Raw genomic sequence first — 16,842 nt, 5'->3', positions numbered from 1 at the left:
CCGAGCGCCCTATCCCCACGAGCGGTGGCGCTCCCGTTGATGACCGCCCCACTCTGCTCGATCCGTTCCGGCTGCGCCGTTAGCCGTTGTTGTACGCATCATAGAAGCCGCCGATGAAATTGTTCAGTTGCTCTGCGAGATCACCCGCATTCTGTCGAATTTCTTCAAGCGTAATGACAGAGATTGCCACGGATCACACTCCTTGTTGAATCTGGCCAGAGAGAAGGGATGACACACATGCGTGCAGCACCTCCACCCGAGACGGGGCAATCCTGCAAGTATTCTTCGTACAGCGGCACGCCCGGGCTTGGGAACCGATCGGACAATCACCGCCCCGCGCTCATCGCTCGGGAGGTTTGGGGAAGAGCAGCTTGGGAGTTCCGACAATCAGCAGCCATGCGCCCATGGCCGCCCCGTAGGCAAGGATCGTCCCCACAAAGAATGTGCCCAAGAGGCTGCCGGTGAACAGCTGATACAGTCCTTTGCCGCGGTCTGCAGCGCCGGCTCCAACAGTCAGCACGATTGCCGGCAGCAGAACCATTCCGCTGCAGAGGATCAGGGAGAATGCGCCTAGCAGCCAGCGCTTGGCCAGCGGATTCCATGGCATGGGATAGCCTGCAAGCAATCGCCTGATCCAAAGGAACAACACTGGAATGGCGATCAAGTACATCAAAGCCACATACAACCAGGTTCGAACATCGGTGCTGCCGCCGTCGAACATGGCATGTGGGTATGCCCCTGTGCGATACAGCGCTTCGGCGATTGCCGTCAGAGCCGCGCTAATGCCCATCGCGGGCCAGAACAGACGCGAGACCTTGCCCCACTGCGCGTTGCGTTGCTGCTGCTCATCGTTCATGCCAGACATGAAAGCCTTCTTGGGAGGATGTGTCATGAGATGCCCAGGGCACTCCCGGGCTGTCACGGATTCGGCCAGGGAATGGCATGAGCGGCTGCTGCTAGCGTTCTCGCATCGCCTCGCCTGCGAGCCAAGAATCAACAGCGGAAGGAACGACCAGCGCAGCCACCAAGCATGCTTCGTGCAGCATCCTTCATCGTCAAAGACAAGAACGGTTGGATGCGGCAACCGGCGGTTGGGTTTGAAGGCGGCTCTGCGTCGACTCACGAACGATCGCAATGAACACTTTCAGCGGCGCAGGTACCTGGCGATAGCTGGCGCAGCAAATGCAGCGATGGGACGTAAGCTATTTTCCTTCGACATCGACCGTGACGCGTCACGATAATTGGAGGTGGATCGGGCCAGATCACCTCCTCTCCACGATCTGCAACGCAGTTCCGCAGGCCCCGGGCGTCTGGAAATTATCGCGAGGCGGTTGATCCCCGTACAACGCAGCGGCCGGTCATCACCAGCCTGCGCACTGGCATCTCCGGTGCACGCAGGCGCTCCAGCAGCAGCGACATCGCGGCTCGCCCCATCTCCTCCACCGGTTGCTCGACGACAGTGATGCCCGGTTCAACCAGTTCGGTCCAGCGCTCGTTGTCGAACCCCGCCAGCGCCAGCGCGCCTGGAATCGCCAGTCCTGCGCTGCGTGCCGCTTTCAGTGCTCCCATCAGCAGCAGGCTGTTGCTGGTAACCAGCGCCTCGGGCCTCGAGGGCCCAGCCAGCCACTGTCCGGCGGTGCTGATGGCGGCCTCGGCCGTGGGTTCGACTTCCCGGTAGTCCGGTTCAAGCCCATGCCTGCGCATGGCCGCGAGGTAGCCATCACGACGTTCGGCCGCAGTGGTGCTGGTGCTGCCGAACAGGCCGCCGATGCGCCGATAGCCGCGTTCAACCAGATGCTCGACCAGCCCGGCCATGGCCGCCGGATTGTCCAGCACCACGCTGTCGATCGCCCCGCCCGGCGCGGCGCGGTCGACCAGTACCGTCGGATAGTCCAGCGCGAGCCGTTCCAGCCGCCCCACCGTGGTCCGGGTCGGCGCGAAGATCAGCCCGCTGATGCGCTCCTCGTGCATCAACTGCAGGTACAGTGCCTCGCGCTCGGGGTCCTCGTCGGTGTTGCACAGGGTGACGCGCAGGCCCTCGCGATAGGCGACCTCCTCCACCGCGCGGATCAGCGCGGTAAAGAAGGGGTTGCGGATATCCGCCACGACCAGCCCGATGATGCCGGTATGCCGGGAGCGCAGGCGCCTGGCCTGCAGGTTCGGGCGATAGCCGGTCTGGCGGATGGCGGCCTCGACCCGGCTGCGCACCTCTCCACTGACCGGGCCGCCACCCAGCACGCGCGACACCGTGGATTTGGAGACGCCCGCCACGCGCGCCACGTCGTTGATGCTGATGCTCATTGGATTGGAAACGTTCCCGGTCAACTGTGCTGGCCGCAGCGCGACGGCCGTTCAGGACAATGCTAACGCCAAAGTACTATTGGATTTTTGTGCAGTGCACATTGAAATGCGGACTGGGAACGTTCCCAATACGCCAGCACACCCTTCCCGGAGCCCGCCTTGTCTTCCCTCCCCGCCCCTGCTCCCGTCAGCCACGAACTGATCCGCCTCGGCGCACGGGCCCGTGACAAGGCAGATGCCATCGCCCAGGCCGCACAGATGCTGCTGGCCGCCGGCTGCGTTGCGCCGGGCTACGAAACCAGCATGGGCCGCCGTGAGCAGCTGGCGAACACCTTCCTCGGCCACGGTGTGGCGATCCCGCATGGGCTCGGCGAGGACCGCCATCTGGTGCGCCGCGATGGCATTGCCGTGCTGCAGTTGCCGGACGGTGTCGAATGGAATCCGGGCCAGGTGACGCGGCTGGTGGTCGGCATCGCCGCCCAGTCCGACACCCACATCACCCTGCTGCGCCGGCTCACCCGGCTCATCCAGGATGACGCCACGCTGCAGCGTCTGTTCACGACCGCCGAAGCGAGCGAGATCGTGACAGCGCTGGCCGGCGACGTCACCACCTTGGCCAACGATGTTCCAGCGCAGGATCTGGCCGAGCATTTCGGCTGGACCATCGCCTACCCCAATGGCCTGCATGCGCGCCCTGCCACTCGCTGGGCCGAGACGGCCCGCAGTTTCAGCGCCCGTGCCCAGGTGCGCGCAGGCGACCAGGCGGCCGATGCCAAGAGCCTGGTCGCGCTGCTGCAGCTGGGTCTGCGTCATGGCGACCCGGTGAGTGTGTCTGCCGAAGGCGCGGATGCGCCGGCACTGCTGGCCGCACTGCGCAGGGTCATGGAGGGGTTGGTGGCTCAGGAAAAGGCCGATGCCGAACGTGCAGCACAGCGCAAGGCGGCGCCGGTCGCGGGCTGGAATCCACCGGAGGCACAGGCAGCGATCGTCGGCATTGGTGCCAGCCCCGGGTTGGCGATCGGCCGGATCCATGTGCTCGCCAGCAGGCAGACCAACGTCGCCGACCACCCCGCCCCGCTCGGGGAAGGCGGTGCACGCCTGCAGGACGCGCTCGGCCGCACCCGCCAGCAGCTGGCGGCGCTGCAGGACGACACCCAGCGCCGGCTCGGCGCATCCGATGCGGCGATCTTCGGGGCCCAGGCCGCGCTGCTCGACGACACAGACCTGATCACCCGCACCTGTCAGCTGATGGTGGAAGGCCATGGCGTCGCGTGGTCATGGCACCAGGCCATCGAACAGATTGCCTCCGGACTGGCGGCGCTGGGCAATCCGGTGCTCGCCGGGCGCGCAGCCGACCTGCGTGACGTGGGTCGGCGTGTGCTGGCACAGCTTGATCCGTCTGCGGCCGGCGGTGGTCTCGCCGACCTGCCCGCCTACCCCTGCATCCTGCTCGCGGCCGACCTTTCACCGTCAGACACCGCCAACCTCGACACCCGTCGCGTGCTCGGTCTGGCCACCGCACAGGGCGGGCCCACCTCACATACCGCGATCCTCTCGCGCACGCTCGGGTTGCCGGCGCTGGTTGCCGGTGGCGCGGATCTGCTGACGATTGAAGCGGGTGTGGAGGCCATCATCGACGGCAGCAGCGGGCGGCTCTATCTGTCTCCGTCCGATGCCGATCTCGCTTCGGCCCGCGCCTGGATCGCCGAGCAGCAGCACATCCGCGAACGCGAGGCCGCGCAACGCGCGCAGCCCGCGCAGACGACCGACGGCCACCGCATCGACATCGGTGCCAACGTCAACCTGCCCGAACAGGTGCCGTTGGCACTGGAACAGGGCGCCGAAGGCGTTGGCCTGATGCGGACCGAGTTCCTGTTCCTCGAGCGCGGCAGCACGCCCAGCGAGGATGAGCAGTACGCCACGTATCGGGCGATGGCCAGCGCCCTGGATGGCCGCCCGCTGATCGTGCGCGCGCTCGACATCGGCGGCGACAAGCAGGTTGCGCACCTGGAGCTGCCGCATGAGGACAACCCGTTCCTCGGCGTGCGCGGCGCGCGCCTGCTGCTGCGCCGTCCCGATCTTCTGGAGCCGCAGCTGCGGGCGCTGTATCGCGCGGCGAAGGACGGTGCGCGCCTGTCGATCATGTTCCCGATGATCACGTCCGTACCGGAACTGATCGCGCTGCGTGCCATCTGCGAACGGTTGCGCATCGGGCTGGAGGCGCCCGAAGTGCCGATCGGCATCATGATCGAAGTGCCCGCAGCCGCAGCCCAGAGCGATGTGCTGGCGCGCCATGCCGATTTCTTCTCGATCGGCACCAATGACCTGACCCAGTACGTGCTGGCGATCGATCGCCAGAATCCGGAACTCGCCGTCGAGGCCGACAGCCTGCATCCCGCCGTGCTGCGCGCGATCCGCGCCACGGTCGACGGCGCACGCACGCATGGGCGCTGGGTCGGCGTCTGCGGTGGCCTGGCGGGCGACCCGTTCGGCGCCATGCTGCTGGCCGGTCTCGGCGTGGACGAGCTGTCGATGACCCCGAACGATGTTCCGGCGGTGAAGGCCCGCCTGCGCGGTACCCGGTTGGCCGATCTGCAGGCGCTGGCCGGCAAGGCACTGGACTGCGAAACCACCGAACAGGTGCGTGCCCTTGAGGGAGCGCGCGCATGACCCCCCGCGCCGTCACCGTCACCCTGAACCCGGCGATCGACCAGACCGTGCGCCTGGCGGGCCTGCAGCCGGGGCATGTGCATCGTGCCTTCAGCAGCCGCGACGACGCGGGGGGCAAGGGCATCAATGTTGCCGCCTGCCTGGCCGACTGGGGCGTGCCGACAGCCGCACTGGGTGTGATCGGCGAGGACAACCCGGGCGTGTTCAGTGCGCTGTTCTCGGCGCGCGGCATCACCGACGGCTGCCTGCGCGTGCCGGGCAGGACCCGCACCAACATCAAGCTTGTGGATGAGACCCACGGCGAGACCACTGATATCAACCTGCCCGGCCTGCCCTTGAACGGCGCCGATCTGGATGCGGTGTGCCGACGACTCGCCGCCGTGCTCCAGCCACAGCTGCCGGTGGTGTTGTCCGGCAGCCTGCCCTCCGGCCTGCCGGCCGATTCATGGACGCGACTGCAGGCGCAGGCGGGCGGCGCGGGCGCGCGGGTACTGCTCGACACCAGCGGCGATGCGCTCGCCGCCGCCCTGAGCAGCGCACACGCGTCAGTGCCCTATGCGGTCAAGCCCAACCGCCACGAACTGGAGTCGTGGGCCGGAACGCCGCTGCCGGATCGGAGCGCCCTGCGCGCTGCCGGCCTGCGCCTGCTTGAACGCGGGGTTGCGCTGGTGGTGATTTCGATTGGCGTCGACGGCGCGCTGTTCATGGATCGCAACGGCGCCCTGATCGCGCGTCCCCCGCGTCTGTCGCAGGGCAGCACGGTCGGTGCGGGCGACGCCATGGTGGCCGGTATCTCCGCCGCACTGCTTGAGCCGGCCTTCGACCTGGCCAGCTGCGCGCGCCTGGCAACGGCCTTTTCGATGAGTCGCCTGCACAGCGGCGACGCGCGACGGCTGGATCCGGCGCAGGTCCGCGGGTGGACGGACGATGTACTGATCGAACGATTGGATTGAAACCCTGCAGGCGGCGCTGCAGGCCCCACGGCCCGCCCCAGCGCCTCACGCAGAACAGAACCCGAAGAATTCCAGGAGTTCCCATGCACCCTTTCCCCGTCATCATCGCCGCTGGCGCGCGCAGCATCGAGGCCGTTCTCGCTGCCGAAGCGCTGCGCCGCGCCGCCCGCCAGCGTGGCCTCGAACTGGTGATCGAGATCCGCAGCGAACAGGGCGTGACCGGCGCACTTGATGCCGCACACGCCACCGCGACGACGCTCCTGCTGGTGGGCGACGGCGAGGCCGATCTGACCCGCTTCGACACTGCGACGGTGGTGCGCGCCGGCCTCGGCGAAGTGCTGGACGATCCACTCGCTGCATTGGCATCACTGGAAACTGCTGTGCCCAAGGCCGATGCGGCGGACCCTCGCAAGCGCATCGTCGCTGTCACCTCCTGCCCGACCGGCATCGCCCACACGTTCATGGCGGCCGAAGGCCTGCAGCAGGCCGGCAAGGCGCTTGGTCACGCAATCCGGGTCGAAACGCAGGGCTCGGTCGGTGCGCAGGATGCGTTGAGCGACGAGGAAATCGCTGCCGCCGACCTGGTGCTGATCGCCGCAGACCGTGAAGTGGATCTGTCACGCTTCGCCGGCAAGCGCCTGTTCAAGAGTGGCACCAAGCCCGCGATCAACGATGGCCAGAACCTGCTCCGCAAGGCGCTGGCCGAGGCCAATGTCCACGCCGGCGCGTCTGCTCCGGGCCGCGCACCCGAGAAGAGCAAGGGCACCGGCCCCTACAAGCACCTGATGACCGGCGTATCGTTCATGCTGCCGTTCGTGACCGCAGGTGGCCTGCTGATCGCGTTGGCATTCGCCCTCGGCGGCATCTATGCCTTCGACGATGCACACAAGGGCACGCTGGCCTGGTCCCTGTTCCAGATCGGCGCCAAGGCCGGCTTCACCTTGATGGTGCCGGCACTTGCCGGCTACATCGCCTACTCCATCGCCGACCGCCCTGGCATCGCGCCCGGCATGATCGGCGGGCTGGTCGCGGTCAACATGGACGCGGGCTTCATCGGCGGCATCCTGGCCGGCTTCATTGCCGGCTATGGCGTGCACTGGATCAACCGAGCGCTGCGCCTGCCGCGCAGCCTGGAGGGCCTCAAGCCGGTATTGATCCTGCCGGTGCTGGGCACCCTGCTGGTGGGCCTGTTGATGATGTACGTGATCGGCACGCCGGTCGCAGGGCTGCTGGCCTGGCTGACCGAATGGCTGCGCGGCATGCAGGGCAGCAGCGCGATCCTGCTCGGTCTGCTGCTGGGCGGAATGATGGCGGTGGACATGGGCGGCCCGGTCAACAAGGCTTCCTATGCGTTCTCCACTGCATTGATCTCCAGCCAGGTCTACACGCCGATGGCAGCGACGATGATCGGCGGCATGACGCCGCCATTGGGCATCGCATTGGCGACGTGGTTGTTCAGCAACCGCTTCACGGCCGAGGAACGCGGCACTGCCGGAGCCGCCGGCGTGCTCGGTCTCAGTTTCGTCACTGAAGGTGCGATCCCCTACGCCGCGCGCGATCCGCTGCGCACCATTCCGGCGCTGATCCTTGGCTCGGCCGTGGCCGGCGCGATCTCGATGGCCGCCGGTGTCGAACTGAAGGTCCCCCATGGTGGCGTGTTCGTGCTGCCGATCCCGAACGCGGTCACCCATCTGGGCGTCTACCTGCTGGCGCTGCTGGCCGGCGTCACCGTGACGGCGCTCGCGCTGCGTCTCCTCAAGAAGCCGGTCACCGCCGCGGCCTGACCGTTCTCCCTGCCTCGATCACTCGGCTGTCCCGGCTCTCCGGGGCGGCGTCGTTGCCCATCTACAGGACTTCCGCCCATGCCCCGCTCCTCCCGCCGCCTGCTGCTGGCCGCACTCCTGCTGACGCTGCCCTCGCTGGCCGCGGCCGCCGACCGGGGCGAGGTCGTTTCACCCAAGCTTTCCTACACCGGCGAAGCCGCGGCCACGCTCGACGGCGGCAAGAACAGCGGCACCGCCTACGCCGGCCAGCTGATGTTCGGCGCGGACGTGAACCTGGAGGCCGCGTTCGGGTGGCAGGGGGCAACGATCAAGGCCTACGGCATCAACCGCCATGGCACCAACCTGGCTGCCAGCAGCACCGGCAACAGCACCTCGGTGCAGGAAATCTACGGTGGCCAGGGGACGCGTCTGGCCAATCTGACCCTCGAACAGAAACTGCTCGACGACCGCCTGGTGCTCGAAGCCGGACGCAGCGTCGCCAACATCCACTTCCTCGGCTCCGAACTGTGCCAGTACTTCCAGGGCAATTCGGCCTGCGGCAACCCGACCTACGTGTTCCGCACCAGCAACTTCACCTGGTGGCCGGTGTCGAGCTGGATGGCCGATGCCACCACCTGGTTGACGCCGGATGTCTATCTGCGCGTCGGCGCCTACCAGGTCGATCCGAGTCAGGCCGAAGACGGCCAGCATGGCCTGAAATGGAGCACGCACCAGGCCACCGGCTGGATCGTGCCGTACACGATCGGCTGGCGCAGCCCGGCTTCGGCGCGATTGCGGGCCCGGTATGAACTGGGTGGCTGGCAGGACAACTCGACCTATCGTGATCCGTTGCGCGACATCAACGGAATGCCCGCCGTGCTCAGTGGCCAGGACTACGCGAACCGCCACGGTCGCTCCGGTGCATTTGCCCGTTTCGAGCAGCAGCTGACCGGTGATGGCAGCGGTCGCGGCCTGACGGTCTTCGGCGCCGTGCTCAAGGGCACCTCCGGCCAGTTGATCGAGGATCACTTTCTGCAGGCCGGCCTGGTGCAGAAAGGCACCTTCGCCCGCCGTCCACAGGACAGCATCGCCTTCGTTGTGACCCAGCAGAAGTACAGCGGCATCGCCCTGGAGAACCTGCGCCTGGCGCGAGCCGCAGCCGGTGGCAGCGGCACCCCGCATGGCAGCCAGGTGATGATGGAGCTGAGCTACGGCATCCAGCTCACCCCACAGCTGCGGATTGCGCCGAACCTGCACTACATCGTCCATCCCGACCAGTTCAACGAACCTGCGCGCCAGCGTGACCTGCCGGATGCGCTGATTGCAGGCCTGCGCATCGATTGGAGCCTGTGATGGCCCGTTCCGTCGCAGTTCCCGCCCTGCGCTGAACCGCGCCGCAGTTCAGGGGGCGTCCTGCTCCCAGACCAGCTCGAACGTCTGCGCCAGCTGCTGACCGGGCTGCAGCCGGCGCGGCGCAAGCGTGAAGCCATCAGGTGGCCCGCTCTGCGGTTCGACGCAGGTGGCGTGGGGGGCACCGTCGTAGACAACCCAGTGGTCGCCGTCCGATCGCAGCCGCAGGCGCTGCCCCCCGCGCACCAGCGCGATGTCACGATCACGGTCGGTGATGAAACAGTCATCCCATGGACCTCGCGTGGGCGGCACGCACGGCAGAACGGCAATACCCTCCTCGTCACGCGGGTACATCGCGCCAGGGTTGAACAGCAGCCGGTCCGGCTTGCGGAACCACGGGTGCCAGCCCAGTACTGCCGGCATGGCCTGCTGCGCAGCCTGCACCGAGAGGTGCAGCTGCAGGCAGTGTGCCTGCAGGCGTATGACCTGTCGGGCAACGCCACCGAAGGGCCAGTACCTGTCACGCGGCAGATCAAGCGTCAGCGTGGCACTCGTCGCGTCGAGGCTGTCGATCTGCCAGGGCCTGGAGAAGCCGACCCCGTGAATGGCGTGTCCGCCGAAGTTGACCGGCAATTCATGGGGTGCACCGTCGAAGCTGAAGTGTCCACGACGAATGCGCCCAGCCCACGGCACCATCGGATAGCAGCCCCAGGCGATCGTCGCCGCTCCGCCCTCCTCTGCGTCCACCAGCCAGTCGACGCCCCGGTAACGCATCTGTGCCAGTCGACCCCCTGCCCCGGCCGCCAGCGCCACTTCGAGATCGCCCGCCCGCAGCCAGTGCAGCTCACCGGCCGGCAGCGGGGCGAGCGCGTCGTCCACCGGCAGCCTGCGCTCATGCACCATAGGGGTCGATGGTCCGGATGCGGCCATCGGCCTCCATGTGCAGCGGCGTGCACTTGGCCGAGCGCAGATGCGTCACGCCACCGGACATCAGCGCATCGTGGTAGAACAGATACCACTGTCCCTTGAAGCTGCAGATGGAGTGGTGCGTGGTCCAGCCCACTACGGGCGTCAGCAGTACGCCGGCATAGGTGAACGGGCCATAGGGGCTGTCGCCGATCGCATAACACAGCAGATGCGTGTTGCCCGTGGAATAGGACAGGTAGTACCGGCCCTGATACTTGTGCACCCACGGCCCTTCAAAGAAGCGGCGCGCATGATCGTCCGCGCGCAGCGGCTGGCCGTGCTCGTCCAGGATCTGCACTTCGCGCGTGGGTTCGGCCAGTTCGGTCATGCCGGCATCGAGCCGGCCCACCCTCGGCCCCAGCGCCGGCGCACTGCCTGTCGGCTCTTCGTGCGCGGTGTCGTACCGATTGTCACGATAGTGCTGCAGCTGTCCGCCCCAGATCCCACCGAAGTACAGATAGTGGCTGCCGTCCTCGTCCTCGAATACGGCCGGGTCGATCGAGTACGCGCCCTGCATCGGTTCGGGCCGGGGAATGAATGGTCCCTCCGGCCGTTCGCCGACCGCCACGCCGATGCGGAACAGGCCCTGCGCATCCTTGGCCGGGAAATAGAAGTAGTAGCGCCCGTCGCGGCAGGCGGCGTCGGGCGCCCACATCTGCTTGTGCGCCCACGGCACGTCGTCAAGGTGCAGCGCCTGGCCGCAATCGATGGCGTCGCCGTCGGGCGTGTCCATCCGCAGTACGTGGTAGTCCTGCATGCCGAAGTGCCCACCCTCGTCGTCGAACGGCTGGCCGCCGTCGATGTCGTGCGAGGGATAGATGTAGAGCCGTCCCTCGAAGACATGGGCCGACGGATCGGCGGTGTAGATATGGGTCACCAGCGGCTGCGAGATGGCGTGCCGGGTGAGCTGCGCGAGGCGGGCGTCGTCGGCTCGGCCGTCGTCGCCTGGAGAGAGGTCGATCATGGTCGTCATCGTTGGGTTACGCGGACGCGTCGGCCGTGCGGCGACGCAGTTGGAGGTCCTGTTCGATGCGGGCTTCCGCGCGCTTGTCGATTTCGTACGCGAACAGCAGCGCCACGGCGAGCAGGAAAGGAAGGGAGCAGTAGACGCTCACGGTCAGGCGGATGCCCTCGACCACGCCCTCGGGCTGTGTCGCCACGCCCGCCTGGTAGCCGTAGTGGGCAAGAATGCCGGCGACCAGGGCGCCTCCCACGCTGAGGCCGATCTTCAGGCCGCACAGCATCGCCGAGAAGATGATCGCGGTGGCCCGGCGATGGTTCTTCCATTCCGAGTAGTCGGCAACGTCGGCGATCATCGCCCACAGCAGCGGGATGGTGATGCCGTAGCAGAATCCATGCAGCATGAAGGCAGCAAAGGCCACGCCGACCGCCGTCGGCGGAAACAGGTAGAAGGCCAGCAGGAACAGGGTGGAGATGAACAGTGCGCCGCCGAAGACGTCACGCTTGCCGAAGCGGTCTGCCAGCCGTCGCGACACGCCGATGCCCAGGATCATGCAGATGATTCCGCAGGCATTGAAGAGGCTGAAGGCCGAGGTTGCCGCGTCCCTGGGCCAGCTGAAGCCGGCGAATCCGGCACTACCCAGACCTGCGTTCAGCGCGCTGATCAGGCCGTTGAATCCTGAGTTTTCCAGGAAGCCGGTCAGCGCAGCGTCGCTCATGTAGTACTGGAAGTAGTAGATGTACGTGCCACCCTTCAGCGCCAGGTTGATGAACACCAGGACGGTCAGGGCCAGCATCACCTGCCACGGCCGGTTGTGCAGCAGGTCAGACAGATCCTGCAGCACGCCTCCGGTCTGCTCGCGGGTGGGAACGATGCGCTCGCGCGTGGTGGCGAAGGTGATCAGGAAGAACACCGTCCCGACGATGGCGAACACGGTCATCACCTGTTCGAAGCCCCGCACGCGGTCACCGTCACCCAGGATCAGCACCAGCGGCATCAGCAGGACCTGGATGATGAACTGCGCGATCATCACGGCCACGAAACGGTAGGCCGACAGGCTGTTGCGCTGTGCCATGCTGCCGGTCAGCACACCACTCAGTGCGGAGTACGGCAGATTGTTCGCTGCATAGACGAAGACCAGCAGAGCGTAGGTGCCCAGCGCATAGATGACCTTGCCGCGCTCGCCCAGTTCTGGCGTGCTGAACGCCAGCAGCGACAGCACACCGAACGGGATCGCCGTCCACAGGATCCACGGACGGAACCGCCCCCACCGCGTCGAGGTGCGGTCTGCGGCGATGCCGATCAGCGGGGTGAAAACGAACGCGCCGAGCATGCCGACCACGAAGATGATCGTAGCCGCCGTTGCCGGCGGCAGCCGGTAGACATCGGTGTAGAAGAACGCCAGATAGGTGATCAGGGTCTGGAAGATCAGGTTCGCCGCGAGATCGCCCAGGCTGTAGCCCAGCTTCTCGCGCACCGTGAGGGTGTGTTCAGTGCTTGCCATGCACGGCCTCCACCGAGAAGCCAGCCTGCGCGCGGATATCGGCACTCGAGGCGCCGACCCGCACCTCGTAGGCCCCGGGCAGCACCGCATAGGCACCGCCCGCTTCGTCGTAGCGGCGCAGGTCCCGCGGTGCCTCAAGCGCGATTGTCACGGTGCGCCGTTCGCCGGCGGCGAGATGGACACGCTGGAAGCCACGCAGTTCCTGCACGGCCTCGTCGCTGCCGGCCTGCTGGCGTCGCACATACAGCTGCACGACCTCGTCACCGCTGCGTGTGCCGGTGTTGGTCACGTCCACGTGCACACCCAGCCGGCCATCGGCATTGATCCTGTCCGCATCAACGCGCAGTGCTGTGTAATCGAAGCGGGTGTACGAGAGCCCGTGGCCGAACGGATACAGGGGGGTGCCGCGGAAGTATCGGTAGGTACGGCCCTCCATGCTGTAGTCGTCGAACGCCGGCAGCGCTTCACCGGCCTTGTAGAAGGTCACCGGCAGGCGACCCGCGGGGTTGACGTCGCCGAACAGCGCCTGGCCCACGGCAGTGCCGCCGCGCTGCCCCGGGTACCAGCTCATCAGGATCGCCGGCAGATGGTCCTGGGCCCAGTCAACGGCCATTGCCGATCCGCCGGTCAGCACCATCACCACCGGCTTGCCGGTGGCATGCAGTGCCTCCAGCAGGGTGCGCTGGGGTGCCGGCAGCCGCAGATCGGTCCGGTCCCCGCCCGCGAAGCCCGGATAGTTGACGGTCATCTCCTCGCCCTCGACGTCGCCGGTCAGGCCGCCGACAAACACCACGACATCGGCGTCGCGGGCCGCATCAAGGGCTTCGTCGAAGGGTGCCTTGGCGCCCGGCATGCGCCAGCCCAGCCGCACGCCCGCATCGCGCTCGTCGTCGTAGTACTCCAGCTTCAGCTCGTAGGTGCGGCCCGCCTGCAGATCGACGTCGATACCTTCGGCGTGCAGACGATCCGAGTTCACCCAGTGGTCCAGCACGCGCTTGCCGTCCAGATACAGCCGGAAGCCGTCGTCGCCGGCCACCTCCAGCCGATAGCGCCCGGATACCGGCGGCAGCAGCTGTCCGGTCCAGCGGATGCTGAAACCATCGCTCGGAATCCCCTGCCCCGGCGCCGCCTCACCACGGGCAAGCAGATTGTCGGTTGGCGAACCGCGGTCCCAGCGGAAGCCGATCTGCGCGTCGGTGCGGACCAGTGCCGGCGTGCCCGACAGGTCGGCCGTGCGGAAGTACTCGCCACGCAGGCCACGCTCGGTCGACGCCGCCGACGGCCGCAGGAAGGTCGGCTCGATCAGGGGCGTCGCGCTGGGATCATCACGCCCCTCGACCAGGTCCACGCCACGGGCGTAGCGCACGTCGATACCCTTCGCCGCATCGCGGATGCCCTGCAGTATCGTGACCGGCGCGGCCGGTGTGCCGAAGTAGTTGCCGAGCAGCGCCATGGTGTCGTCAGCCGTGGGACCGACCACGGCAATGCGCTTGAGGTCACGCGACAACGGCAGTACCCCCTCGTTCTTCAGCAGGACCAGCGATTCCTGGGCGGCCCTCAGCGCCAGGGTGTCGTGCGCGGGCGCCTGGTTGACCGAGGCGGGAATCCGCGCCCAACGCACCCGCTCCGGTGGATCGAACATGCCCAGGCGCATCCGTGCGGCGAACAGGCGTGTCACCGCGTCGTCGATCTCCGCTTCGGTGATCAGGCCCTGGCGCACGGCTGCGGGCAGCGTGGCGTACTCCTGTCCGCACTCCAGCTCGGTGCCATTCCTGACCGCCAGCGCTGCGGCGGCTTCACGGGTGGCAACGATCCGGTGATGTTTCCAGATATCGACGATCGCCCAGCAGTCCGAGACGACGTAGCCCTTGAAGCCCCAGTCACGCCGCAGCACGTCGCGCAGCAGGAACCGGCTGGCACTGGCCGACTCGCCGTACACCCGGTTGTATGCGCCCATTACCGCATCGACATCGGCCTCCTTCACCAGCGCCTCGAACGCCGGCAGGTAGGTGTCGTACAGGTCGCGCCGGCTGGGCCGCGCGTCGAAGTGGTGACGGTCGGCCTCCGGCCCGCTGTGCACGGCCAGATGCTTGGCCGTGGCATCGAGCTTGCGGTACACCGGGTCATCGCCCTGCAGGCCACGTACGAAGGCGACGCCCATGCGGGCAGTCAGGTAGGGATCCTCGCCGTAGGTTTCCTGGCCACGGCCCCAGCGCGGGTCACGGAAGATGTTGACGTTCGGGGACCAGAACGTGAGCCCCTGGTAGCGCCCGTGCGAGCCCTCGCGGAGAAACTGGTGATGCTTGGCACGGGCCTCGTCGCTGATGGTCATCGCCACCTCGCCCATCAGCGGCACGTCGAACGTTGCCGCCAGTCCGATGGCCTGTGGAAAGACAGTGGCCTGCCCTGCCCGCGCCACGCCATGCAGCCCCTCGTTCCACCAGTCGTAGGCCGGCACACCGAGGCGCTCGATCGCCGGCGCGGCATTCTGCATCTGCGCGGCTTTCTCCTCCAGCGTCATCTGGGCCACCAGCGATGCGGCCCGCTGCTCGAAGCTGGCCGAAGCATCCAGCCACGGCCGCGGTGCAGCGGCCGACGCGGCGGTCGCCACGCACAGCAGCGCAGCGTAAAGCACCCGCCGGCCATGCCGCGTGCCGCGGTGGACAGCGCCGTTGGACGAAGTCGATATCATCATTTGCTCCTCCCGGCGCGCTCATCGCGCGCGAATGGTCCCAGCAGTGCGCCTACGAAGCCGCCTGCGCGATCAGTACTCAGAACCGTGCCATCCACACCGCGTGCCAGCGTCTGCCAGCCCTGCCCGTCACCGGTATCGAACGAGAACGCGTAGTCGGCCTCATCCCCGGCGATCTTCAGGCGCAGGACCGCGGATGCGGGGACCTCGCGGCTGGCCAGCGTTCGCGTGCTGCCGCTGCCGTCGCGACCCTCGAGGAAGACCGACAGACGATCACCGCGCACGCTGCGGACGCCAAGGAAGTACCAGTAGGCCTCGCTCTGGAATGCAGCCAGGCCCGCCGCGACGCCGATGGCCGGACGGGACATCTCGGTACTCGCCTCGAAGCGCAGATGCTGCTGGCGGCGACCGAGGAACGCCGGATTGCGCAGCGTGTCCAGATTCTCCGCAAGCGGGTGCACGGCCAGCATGCCCGGCCGGTCACCCAGGTCGGCCCAGGCCTGTTTGGGCACCCGAACGCGCAGCCAGTGGGCGGCAAGCGTCGGCCCATCAAAGGTGTCGCGGTCGACGAAGTTGCCGGTCAGCGGCGCCTGGGAAGCCTGCCCCTGCATCCAGGACGGTGCCTTGACCACATAGGGAATGGCCTGGTCGGTCGGCAGGATCTGCGGCCAGCCATCCTGCCAGCGAACCGGCAGCAGATAGGTTTCGCGCCCGGTGTTGTAGTGCCGCTTCTGGTAATTGCGGCTGGCAAGGAACACTGCCCACCACGAGCCGTCCGGGCCCTCGATCAGATCGGCGTGCCCTGCATTGGTGATCGGCAGCGGCCGGTCGTCCGGCAGCTCGCGCTGGGTCAGGATGGGATTGCCCGGATAGGGGATGTACGGCCCCCATACATCACGGCTGCGCAGCACCACCTGCGAATGCTGCGGCCCTGTGCCGCCTTCGGCGTCGGACAGGTAGTACCAGCCCTCACGCTTGTAGATGTGCGGCCCTTCGATCCAGATGGGGTTCTTCGACGGCTCCACGCCACCATCGACCAGCACCCTGCGCGGGCCGACCGGCTTGAAGGCCGACAGATCGATCTGCTGCATCCAGATGGCGCGGTGGCCGTCGTAGCGCGCCGGACCCGGCGGCACATCGTTGTTGATCAGATAGACCTTGCCATCGTCGTCGAAGAACAGTGACGGATCGATGCCATCGATGCTGGGCAACCAGTGCGGATCGGACCACGGTCCCGCCGGATCCCGCGCGGTGGCGATGAAATTGCCACCACTGTCGGTCGCGGTGGTGACGACGTAGAAGGTTCCCTCGTGGAACTCGATGGTGGGCGCGAAGATGCCGCGGGAGACGCTCAGACCGTCGAAATCCAGCTGTGTCGGACGGTCGATCACGTTGCCGATCTGCTTCCAGTGGACCAGGTCGACGCTCTCGAACACCGGAATGCCCGGGTAGTAGGTGAAGCTGGAGTTGACCAGGTAGAACTTCCCGTTCGCGCCCACGATGCTCGGATCGGCGTGGAAGCCGGCCAGGATCGGGTTGCGGTAGTGGCCCGCCGGCAGCGGCGCCTCAAACGCGGTGTCATGACCGCGGTACTCGAACCAGTCGAAGTGCACCGGCGGCGCGGCCTCTGGCGAGGCGGCATGGGCGGTCGCCGCCGACAGCGCGAACATCGCTGCCAGCAT

At 67.2% G+C, this 16,842-nt stretch carries 11 protein-coding genes; 4 read left to right on the top strand and 7 right to left on the bottom strand.

From position 1 onward, the window contains the following. Positions 1–340: 340 nt before the first annotated feature. Together ACX9OW_RS04840 and ACX9OW_RS04835 are read right to left on the bottom strand one after the other, a co-directional pair. Positions 341–865, bottom strand: a complete 525-nt coding sequence (locus tag ACX9OW_RS04840) for a transporter (RefSeq protein WP_197600091.1) — start codon at positions 863–865, stop codon at positions 341–343. A gap of 452 nt (positions 866–1,317) precedes the next feature. After that, positions 1,318–2,301 (bottom strand): LacI family DNA-binding transcriptional regulator, encoded by a 984-nt coding sequence (locus ACX9OW_RS04835; RefSeq protein ID WP_053516400.1) that lies wholly within the window; start codon positions 2,299–2,301, stop codon positions 1,318–1,320. A 159-nt stretch (positions 2,302–2,460) separates the two neighbouring features. On the opposite strand from ACX9OW_RS04835, the gene ptsP reads away from it, so the two are divergent. From ptsP to ACX9OW_RS04815, 4 genes are all read left to right on the top strand, one after another. Further along, a complete protein-coding gene (ptsP, locus tag ACX9OW_RS04830; RefSeq protein WP_197599985.1) occupies positions 2,461–4,971 on the top strand; it encodes a phosphoenolpyruvate--protein phosphotransferase in 2,511 nt (836 codons plus the stop codon). Next, a complete protein-coding gene (locus ACX9OW_RS04825) occupies positions 4,968–5,924 on the top strand; it encodes a 1-phosphofructokinase family hexose kinase (protein ID WP_111186963.1) in 957 nt (318 codons plus the stop codon). Before ptsP ends, ACX9OW_RS04825 begins: the two co-directional genes overlap by 4 nt. An 83-nt stretch (positions 5,925–6,007) precedes the next feature. Continuing rightward, positions 6,008–7,708, top strand: coding sequence for a PTS fructose transporter subunit IIC (locus ACX9OW_RS04820; RefSeq protein WP_053516393.1), 1,701 nt, complete (start codon positions 6,008–6,010; stop codon positions 7,706–7,708). Positions 7,709–7,786: 78 nt separating this feature from the next. Then, complete coding sequence (locus ACX9OW_RS04815) at positions 7,787–9,040, top strand: carbohydrate porin (protein WP_346480304.1); 1,254 nt, start codon at positions 7,787–7,789, stop codon at positions 9,038–9,040. Positions 9,041–9,088: 48 nt separating this feature from the next. Here ACX9OW_RS04815 and ACX9OW_RS04810 read toward each other — a convergent pair whose 3' ends face one another. The 5 genes from ACX9OW_RS04810 to ACX9OW_RS04790 are packed head-to-tail and all read right to left on the bottom strand — an operon-like array spanning position 9,089 to position 16,842. Beyond that, positions 9,089–9,940 carry an aldose epimerase family protein gene (locus ACX9OW_RS04810; protein WP_459062464.1) on the bottom strand — a complete coding sequence of 284 codons (852 nt, stop codon included), beginning with the start codon at positions 9,938–9,940 and terminating at the stop codon, positions 9,089–9,091. Further along, complete coding sequence (locus tag ACX9OW_RS04805; RefSeq protein ID WP_197599982.1) at positions 9,930–10,967, bottom strand: glycoside hydrolase family 43 protein; 1,038 nt, start codon at positions 10,965–10,967, stop codon at positions 9,930–9,932. Before ACX9OW_RS04805 ends, ACX9OW_RS04810 begins: the two co-directional genes overlap by 11 nt. Positions 10,968–10,983: 16 nt before the next feature. Further along, positions 10,984–12,468 (bottom strand): MFS transporter, encoded by a 1,485-nt coding sequence (locus ACX9OW_RS04800; protein WP_111186967.1) that lies wholly within the window; start codon positions 12,466–12,468, stop codon positions 10,984–10,986. Beyond that, positions 12,455–15,160, bottom strand: coding sequence for a glycoside hydrolase family 3 protein (locus tag ACX9OW_RS04795; protein WP_459062463.1), 2,706 nt, complete (start codon positions 15,158–15,160; stop codon positions 12,455–12,457). The genes ACX9OW_RS04800 and ACX9OW_RS04795 overlap by 14 nt, the downstream gene beginning before the upstream one ends. Beyond that, positions 15,160–16,842 (bottom strand): glycoside hydrolase family 43 protein, encoded by a 1,683-nt coding sequence (locus ACX9OW_RS04790; RefSeq protein ID WP_459062462.1) that lies wholly within the window; start codon positions 16,840–16,842, stop codon positions 15,160–15,162. The genes ACX9OW_RS04795 and ACX9OW_RS04790 overlap by 1 nt, the downstream gene beginning before the upstream one ends.

This window comes from Stenotrophomonas genospecies 5, from assembly GCF_054473825.1.
This window is presented reverse-complemented; position numbering and strand designations above follow the sequence as displayed.

What these genes read in the sequence shown, in the direction of transcription:
- ACX9OW_RS04840 (WP_197600091.1), bottom strand. Translation starts at nt 865, where the DNA reads ATGTCTGGCATGAACGATGAGCAGCAGCAACGCAACGCGCAGTGGGGC.
- ACX9OW_RS04835 (WP_053516400.1), bottom strand. Translation starts at nt 2,301, where the DNA reads ATGAGCATCAGCATCAACGACGTGGCGCGCGTGGCGGGCGTCTCCAAA.
- ACX9OW_RS04825 (WP_111186963.1), top strand. Translation starts at nt 4,968, where the DNA reads ATGACCCCCCGCGCCGTCACCGTCACCCTGAACCCGGCGATCGACCAG.
- ACX9OW_RS04820 (WP_053516393.1), top strand. Translation starts at nt 6,008, where the DNA reads ATGCACCCTTTCCCCGTCATCATCGCCGCTGGCGCGCGCAGCATCGAG.
- ACX9OW_RS04815 (WP_346480304.1), top strand. Translation starts at nt 7,787, where the DNA reads ATGCCCCGCTCCTCCCGCCGCCTGCTGCTGGCCGCACTCCTGCTGACG.
- ACX9OW_RS04810 (WP_459062464.1), bottom strand. Translation starts at nt 9,940, where the DNA reads ATGGTGCATGAGCGCAGGCTGCCGGTGGACGACGCGCTCGCCCCGCTG.
- ACX9OW_RS04805 (WP_197599982.1), bottom strand. Translation starts at nt 10,967, where the DNA reads ATGATCGACCTCTCTCCAGGCGACGACGGCCGAGCCGACGACGCCCGC.
- ACX9OW_RS04800 (WP_111186967.1), bottom strand. Translation starts at nt 12,468, where the DNA reads ATGGCAAGCACTGAACACACCCTCACGGTGCGCGAGAAGCTGGGCTAC.
- ACX9OW_RS04795 (WP_459062463.1), bottom strand. Translation starts at nt 15,160, where the DNA reads ATGATATCGACTTCGTCCAACGGCGCTGTCCACCGCGGCACGCGGCAT.
- ACX9OW_RS04790 (WP_459062462.1), bottom strand. Translation starts at nt 16,842, where the DNA reads ATGCTGGCAGCGATGTTCGCGCTGTCGGCGGCGACCGCCCATGCCGCC.